The 7,261-nt window shown below is 71.3% G+C and carries 5 protein-coding genes and 1 pseudogene; 3 read left to right on the forward strand and 3 right to left on the reverse strand.

The annotated features are described in order from the left end of the window. Nucleotides 1-54: 54 nt before the first annotated feature. Genes G5C60_RS53885 through G5C60_RS48475 form a run of 3 tightly spaced genes read right to left on the reverse strand, consistent with a single transcriptional unit; the run spans nucleotide 55 to nucleotide 3,000 of the window. Entirely contained in the window at nucleotides 55-1,152 is a 1,098-nt protein-coding gene (locus G5C60_RS53885) for an NADP-dependent oxidoreductase (protein WP_338146141.1), read from the reverse strand. Next, entirely contained in the window at nucleotides 1,149-1,913 is a 765-nt protein-coding gene (locus G5C60_RS48470; protein ID WP_165270327.1) for an SDR family oxidoreductase, read from the reverse strand. The genes G5C60_RS53885 and G5C60_RS48470 overlap by 4 nt, the downstream gene beginning before the upstream one ends. A gap of 46 nt (nucleotides 1,914-1,959) precedes the next feature. Further along, nucleotides 1,960-3,000: an NAD(P)-dependent alcohol dehydrogenase gene (locus G5C60_RS48475; RefSeq protein WP_165270329.1), complete on the reverse strand. Its 1,041-nt coding sequence runs from the start codon at nucleotides 2,998-3,000 to the stop codon at nucleotides 1,960-1,962. Between the two features lie 120 nt (nucleotides 3,001-3,120). Here G5C60_RS48475 and G5C60_RS48480 point away from each other — a divergent pair, with 120 nt between their 5' ends. The 3 genes and pseudogenes from G5C60_RS48480 to G5C60_RS48490 all read left to right on the forward strand — a co-directional run. Further along, complete coding sequence (locus G5C60_RS48480) at nucleotides 3,121-3,921, forward strand: SDR family NAD(P)-dependent oxidoreductase (RefSeq protein WP_165270331.1); 801 nt, start codon at nucleotides 3,121-3,123, stop codon at nucleotides 3,919-3,921. 197 nt (nucleotides 3,922-4,118) lie between these two features. After that, nucleotides 4,119-5,291 carry an acyl-CoA dehydrogenase family protein gene (locus tag G5C60_RS48485; RefSeq protein WP_165270333.1) on the forward strand — a complete coding sequence of 391 codons (1,173 nt, stop codon included), beginning with the start codon at nucleotides 4,119-4,121 and terminating at the stop codon, nucleotides 5,289-5,291. Nucleotides 5,292-5,335: 44 nt separating this feature from the next. Beyond that, nucleotides 5,336-7,093, forward strand: a pseudogene (locus G5C60_RS48490) (oxidoreductase); the annotation flags it as partial. Between the last annotated feature and the right edge of the window lie 168 nt (nucleotides 7,094-7,261).

Below are 7,261 nucleotides of genomic sequence, written 5' to 3' on the forward strand. Positions count from 1 at the left end.
GCCCGGCCGCACGGCCGGGCCACCGCCCCGTGGCATCGTTGGACTTATTTCAGTTCAGTTGAGGTGCGTGACGCCGTCGATCCGCACCAGTGTCTTACCGGTGTTGTCGCCCCGCAGCAGTCCCGCCAGCGCCACCGGCGCCTGCGGCAGCCCGTCGGTGATCGTTTCGCGGCAGCGGATGCGGCCCTCGCGGACCCACGCGCCCACGTGCCGTTGCATCTCGGGCAGTAAGCGGGTGTGGTCGCTGCCTCGGAAGCCGCGAATCGTCAGGCCCTTGGTCACCGCCAACATGAGGTTTCCGGGTCCGTGTGACGACTCCTCAGCCGCGTACTCCGAGATCATGCCGCAGATCGCGACGCGGCCGGACCTCCGCAGTGCTCCGAGGGCGGTCTCGAGATGGTCGCCGCCGACGTTGTCGAAGTACACGTCTATGCCGTCCGGAGCCGCCTGGCGCAGGAGTTCGGGGAGCGTGCCGCGCCTGTAGTTGAACGCGGCGTCCAGGCCGAGCTCGTCCAGGAGGTAGCGCACCTTCTCGTCGGAACCGGCACTGCCGATGACACGATGCCCGCGGATCTTCGCCATCTGCGCGGCGAGGCTGCCGACGGCGCCGGCCGCGGCGGAGACCCATACGACGTCGCCCTCGCGCAGGGCCGCGGCGTGGAGGAGGCCGGCGTACGCGGTGAGTCCATTGGCGCCGAGCGCACCGAGGTAGGTCTGTGGAGGCGCAGCGTGTACGTCGAGTTTCGTGAGCGTGCCGACACCGCCGAGCGCCTGCTGCTCCGCCTCGACGACCGCGTAGTCGCGCCAGCCCGATGCGTGCCAGACCGTGTCGCCGGGGGCGAAGCCGTCGGCGCGGGACTCGACGATCTCTCCGACGGTCATGATTCCGTCCATCGGTCCTTCGAGAGGGAAGGCCGGGAAGTATCCCGCCGGCGCCGTCTCCCTGAGCCGCAGCCGGAGAGCGGCGTCGACGGAGGTCCAGGTGTTCCGCACCAGCACCTCGCCCGGCCGCGGTTGCCGCACCTCGACTTCGACGACGCGGAAGTCCGACGCGCGGACCTCGCCGCGTGGGTAGGCGATCGGCCAGACCTCGCGGCCGATCCTTCTCGCGCCTCGCCGGGACGTGTGGCCGGACCCGGCTCTGGACCTCACCCGCGTTCCGCTGCCGTGTGCGCGTCGCCGGCGTGACCGGCGTGACCGATGGTCTGGCCGCCGTCGACCAGGAACTCGCCCCCCGTGGTGTAGGAGGCCTCGTCGCTCGCCAGGAAGAGCACCATGCGGGTGACCTCCTCGGGTTCACCGATGCGCGGTACCGGCTGCTGGGCGAACAGTTCGGGAGCGGCGCTCTCGCCCATGGGCGTACGGATGACTCCCGGATGTACGGAGTTGATGCGCACCCCGGTGCCCGCCATGTCCAGCGCGGCGGCCTTGGTCATTCCCCGGATGCCCCACTTGCTCGCCACGTAACCGATGCCGTCCGCGAACCCCATGAGCCCGGCGGCCGAGGAGATGTTGACGACGGCTCCGCGACCGCGGCCGCGCATGCCGGGGAGCACGGTGTGCATGCCGAGGAAGGTACCCACCACGTTGACGTCGAGAATCCGGCGGAAGTGTGCGGGCGACTGCTCTTCCACGCCGCCGAAGTGAATGATCCCCGCGTTGTTGACCAGGACGTCCACGGGGCCCAAGGAGTCCTCGACGGTGCGGACGACGGACTGCCACTCCTCTTCGCCGGTGACATCTAGGTGGCAGTACTGAGCGTGGGGAAGTTCCTCGGCCAGGGCCTTTCCCTCGTCGTCCAGCACGTCGCAGACGGCGACCCGGGCGCCTTCCGCGGCCAGCCCGCGTACATGTGAGACACCCATGCCCCGAGCCCCGCCGGTGACGATCGCTACTTTTCCGTCGAAGCGCATCCCGAGCTTCCCTTCTGTAGGCGTTTGCAGGCGTTGCCATGGCCGGTCAGTCGGGGACGAGCACGGCCCGCCCTCGCATTCGGCCCCGACGGAGCCGGTCGATCGCCTCCGGTGCGGCGGACAGCGGGAACCGCTCCGTCTCGACGTGGATCGCCCCCGAGCGTGCCAGCGCCACGACCTCGGCGAGTTCGGGGCGGGTGCCCCAGAAGGGCAGTGAGAGCCTGAATCCCGGCGGGAGAACGCCGGGTTTGGAGACGGTGAGGTGACCGCCTCCGCTGCCCACGACGGCCACTTCACCGCCCGCGCGCAGGATGCCGGTCGCGAGTTCCAGCGTCTGCGCGGTGCCGACGAAGTCGAGCACGGCGTCCACTCCCGCGCCACCGGTCCGCGCCTTCAGAACACGCCCGGTGTCCGGCCGTACCAGCGTGCCGAAGTCCGCGCCCGAGCGGTCCGCGAGAGCGAGGGCGTCCTCCCGGGTGTCGACCGCCAGCACGCGGGTCGCGGTGGTCGCGCGGAGGATCTGTACGGCCAGGTGGCCGAGCCCGCCGATACCGATGACGGCGGTGGTGGTGCCCTCCTGGAGTGCCGGCCGGAGGCCGGCCACGGCGTGGTACGACGTCAGGCCCGCGTCGGTGAGCGGCGCCGCCTGATCGGCCGGCAGGTCGCCGATCGGCACCAGATGGCGGGCGGACGGAACGAGCACATACTCGGCCATGCCGCCGTCCCGGCCCAGTCCCACTCCGTGCCAGGCGAGGGTGTCACGCCGGTCGCAGTAGTTGTCCCGGCCCGCGGTGCAACGGTCACAGGCGCCGCAGCCCCACGGTCCGTACAGCACCACCCGTTCACCGACCGCCACCCCCTTGGCGTCGGGCCCAAGGGCCGCGGCCCACCCGGCGACCTCATGGCCGAGGGTGAACGGAAGCCGGTAGGGGAGCGCTCCCTGAGCCGCGTCGACGACGTGCAGATCGGAGTGGCAGAGCCCGGCGGCATCCACCCGCACCAGCACCTCGGGGCCGTGGGGGACAGGTTGCTCGACCTCGATCGGCGTCGGAGGCTTCCCCCACGCGGTAAGCCGCAGTGCCCTCATCTTCACCGTCCCACGTCTTGTCAGCCCCGTGGCCGCCACGGTAACAGAGGTGAAGTCGGTTCAATATGCGGCGTGCGGTGAAGTCCATGTGCGGCGTTCAGTCAAGGAGTGATCGGTTTGATGCGCGGAGACGGTCAGGCGGACAGGTTCACGGGCAAGGTCGCGATGGTGACGGGCGCCGGCTCCGGCATGGGCGCGGCGGTCGCCCGGCAGTTGTCCGCGGAAGGGGCGCGGGCCGTCGTCCTGGCGGATGTGAACAGCGATGGCGCCGCGGCCGTCGCCAAGGAACTGCCGGTCGCGCGGCCGGTCACCCTCGACGTGGCGGACGCGGCGGGCGTCGACGGCGCCGTCCAGGACGTACTGCACTGGTACGGGCAGCTCGACGTCCTGGTGCACGCGGCCGGAGTCGACGACCCCGAGGCCAAGCGGCGCATCGCGGACGCGGTGGTCGAGGGGCGGCCGGTCGAAGTGACCGATTCCCTCGACGACGCGTCCTGGCGGCGCGTCATGCGGGTGAACCTGGACGGTACCTTCCATGTGCTGCGCGCCGGCGTGCGGGCCATGCGGCCCGTCGGGGCCGGGGCGATCGTGGTGATCGGCTCGTCGTCGGCCTTCGACACCCCGGTCGGCTATCCCCATTACGCCGCCTCCAAGGCGGGTGTGCATGCGCTGAGTCAGGCCGTGGCCAAGGAGGTCATCGCGTCCGGGGTCCGCGTGAACGTGGTGGCTCCGGGACCGACGGAGACAGGGATGGCGGCGCGCACCCCGGAGGTGCTGCGTGCCGGATTCGCCGACCCGCGGGTGCGCCCGTACGCGACACCCGAGGAGATCGCCGACATTGCCCTCTTCCTGGCCAGTGATGCCGCGGCGAACCTGGTCGGCGCGGTGCTGCTCGCCAACGGCGGCCGGTTCACTGCCTGATCACTGTCTGAGCGGTTTCCGGTCCACCCCGCCTTGTCGGGAACTGACGGGGCCTGAATCGACACGTGCACGGGTCTTGCCCGGTCCGGACAGCGATGCCTATGTTCATGAATTGAGTTCAGTTCTTAGGTCATAGTGTGAGCTCAGAGTTCCTGTCTTGATGCCGTTCTCCAGCACACGAGCACGATGGAGACCCCATGCACCCTCGCCACCCCGAGATCGACCCCCAGCTGCTGTCCGAAACCGACGAACAGCGGCAACTTCGCACTGTTCTGCGGGACTTCTACACGGAGGCGAGCGGTCCCGAGGACGTCCGCAAGCATCTGGCCACCCCGCGTGGATACGACGAAGTGCTCTGGACACGACTCGCCGGCGAGATCGGTGTCCACGGACTGGCCGTGCCGGAGGAGTACGGCGGGTCGGGCTTCACGTTCGCCGAACTGGCCGTGGCCCTGGAGGAATCCGGACGTGCCCTGTACTGCGCGCCCCTGTTGCCCACGGTGGCACTCGCCGCCCACGCCCTGCTGCACAGCGGCGACCGGGAGGCATGCGAGCGCTATCTGCCGCGGATCGCGGACGGCACGCTCACCGCGACCGTGGCCGGATTCGACGCCGGAGAGCCCGAAGGGCCTGAAGGACCCGGCGAGCACGGCGTGACCGCCGAGCAGGGCGGCTCCGGCTGGGTGCTGCGCGGTCAGGCGGACTTCGTGCTCGACGGGGCCGGAGCGGATCTCATCCTGGTACGGGCCCAAACGCCCGCCGGCGCCCGGCTGTTCGCGTGCGAACCGACCCCGGACACCTGCCCGCGGACCGCGCGCCGCGTCCTGGACGAGACGCGCCGCCAGGCGCTGGTGGAGTTCCGAGGAGCGCCGGCCACTGCCGTGGGCACGGCGGAAATCACCGGCGACACGGTCTCGGCGACGCTCGACACCGGGCGGGCCGCGCTGGCGGCCGAACAGGTCGGCGGCAGCGGGCACGCGCTGGACGCCACGGTGGAATTCACCGCACAGCGCCACCAGTTCGGGCGCCCCATCGGTTCCTTCCAGGCCGTCAAGCACCGGCTGGCCGATGTGCTGGTCGCGCTGGAGGCGGCGCGCTCGGCGTCCGCGTACGCGAGTGCCTGCGCCGCCGTCGGCTCGCCGCAACTGCCGGTGGCAGCGAGCGCCGCCGCTGTGGTCTGCTCCGAGACCTTCCGGCTGGCGACGGCCGAGTACGTCCAACTGCACGGCGGCATCGGCTTCACCTGGGAGCACCCGGCGCATCTGTACGTACGCCGCGCACGCGGCAGCGAAGTGCTGTTCGGCACCGCGGACCGGCACCGGGCCCGACTCGCCGAACTCATCGGTCTCTCCACACGGTCCGCTGCCTGAACAGGCAAGGAGAGCAGGCAGTCAGAGGAGACGAAGAAAGACGCATGACGCCACGCACCGGGCCCGCCCTCGCCGCGCCGTTCACGCTCGGCGGTCTCACCCTCCGCAACCGTCTTGTCGCCACCGCCCACGCCACCGCAGCCGTCACCGACGGCGCCCCCACCGAGACCGACGCGGCCTACTGGAGACGGCTGGCCCAGGGCGGCGCCGGGATGGTGATCACCGGAGGTACCGCCGTGGCCCCCGAGTCGACTCTGCCGCAGCGGTATCTGACCGAAGCGTGGCGCCCCGAGATCAAGGACGCGGTACGCCGCCGCGCCGAGGCCATCACCGACGGGGGAGCCGTGGCCGTCGCGCAGCTCGTCCACCTCGGCCGGGAGACCCTGGGCGCCGGCACCTACTATGCGCCGGTCTCCGCCGCGGCCGTCCGCTCGCCCCGTGAGGCGACCGCGCCCCATCCGCTGAGCACCGAAGAGGTACGCGGCGTCGTCGACGCCTTCCGTGTCTCGGCGGCGAACAGTGTGCAGGCCGGCTTTCACGGCGTGGAACTGCACGCCGGCCACGGCTATCTGCTCGCCCAGTTCCTGTCCCGGGTCAACAACACCCGCGACGACGAGTACGGCGACCGGATCGCCCTGCTCGCCCAGGTGATCGACGCGATCCGAAGCGAGATCGGTGAACTCCCCATCGGCGTACGGGTGTCGGTGGAGCCCGGCGAGGACTCCGGACTCGGCCTGGACGACCTGATAGAGCTGCTTCCGCGCCTGTGCGCCGCCTCGCCCTTCGCGTACGTCAACGTCACCACCGGTGTCCGCAACACCTACGTCCCCGGCATGGCCACCACCCGGCCACCGCTGCTGGAGTCCGTGGCCCGGCTTCGCCCGGCAGTCGCACTGCCGCTCCTGGTCAGCCAGGGCTTCCGGACGGTCGCCGACATCGAGCGGGCGCTGGATTCCGGGGCCGACCTGGTCGGCATGGCCCGCCCGTTCATCGCCGACCCGGACTTCGCCCGCAAGGTGATCGCGGGTGACGAGCGATCCGTACGCCCCTGCACGGGCTGCAACGAGGGCTGCCGGACCTTCGAGCCCACGGGGTCGTGCGCGGTGAACCCCGAGCTGGGCCCGCCGGGCGCGGCCACCCGCCCGGCCGTACCGCTGCTGCTCACCCGGCCGGGCAGCCGGGACCGCCCTGTCGCCGTTGTGGGGGCGGGCCCCGCCGGCATGGAGTGCGCGATGGCTCTCGCCCGGTCCGGCGCCGAGGTGACCGTCTTCGACACGGCCGGGCATGCGGGCGGACAGGCCCGCATCGCCTCCCTCGCCCCGCACCGCTCCGGCTGGCAGAAGTTCGTGAACTACCAGCGCGACCAGCTCACCGACCTCGGGGTGCGCGTGTCGCTCGGGACCTCCCCGGGGGAGGACGATCTGGCGGCGTACGCCCAGGTCGTGCTCGCCACCGGCGCCGAGGAAGCGTCCGTCCCCGTGCCGGGCGAGCTGCCGACCCTCACAAGTACGGAGTTCCTGCACCGGTATGCGGATGTCGTCCCCGACGCGGCAGGCGTCGTCGTCCTCGACGACGGCTTCGGCTGGTGGCAGGGCATCAGCGCCGTCGAGAGCGCGCTGGCGGCCGGTGCCCGGGAGGTCACCGTCATCACCCCCGGCACCGGGTTCGCGACGGGTCTGTCGCCGGAGAACCGCACCCAGCTGATGAACCGGCTCACCGGTGCGCCCTTGCGCATCGTCGCGATGGGCAGCGTGACCTCGACAACCACCGAGGGCGTACGCCTGCGCCATGTCCTGGACGGTCAGGAGACACACCTCACCGCCGATGTCCTGGTCACCGTCGGCGAACGCCGCCCGCGCCCGAGCCCGGCATCCCGGGCATACCCGGCATGCCGCCGCCCTGGGCCATGCGGGACATCATCTTGCGGGCCTCGAAGAACCGCTCGACGAGGCCCTTGACCGCACTGACAT

The organism is Streptomyces scabichelini (assembly GCF_011045015.1).
Lineage (GTDB): Bacteria > Actinomycetota > Actinomycetes > Streptomycetales > Streptomycetaceae > Streptomyces > Streptomyces scabichelini.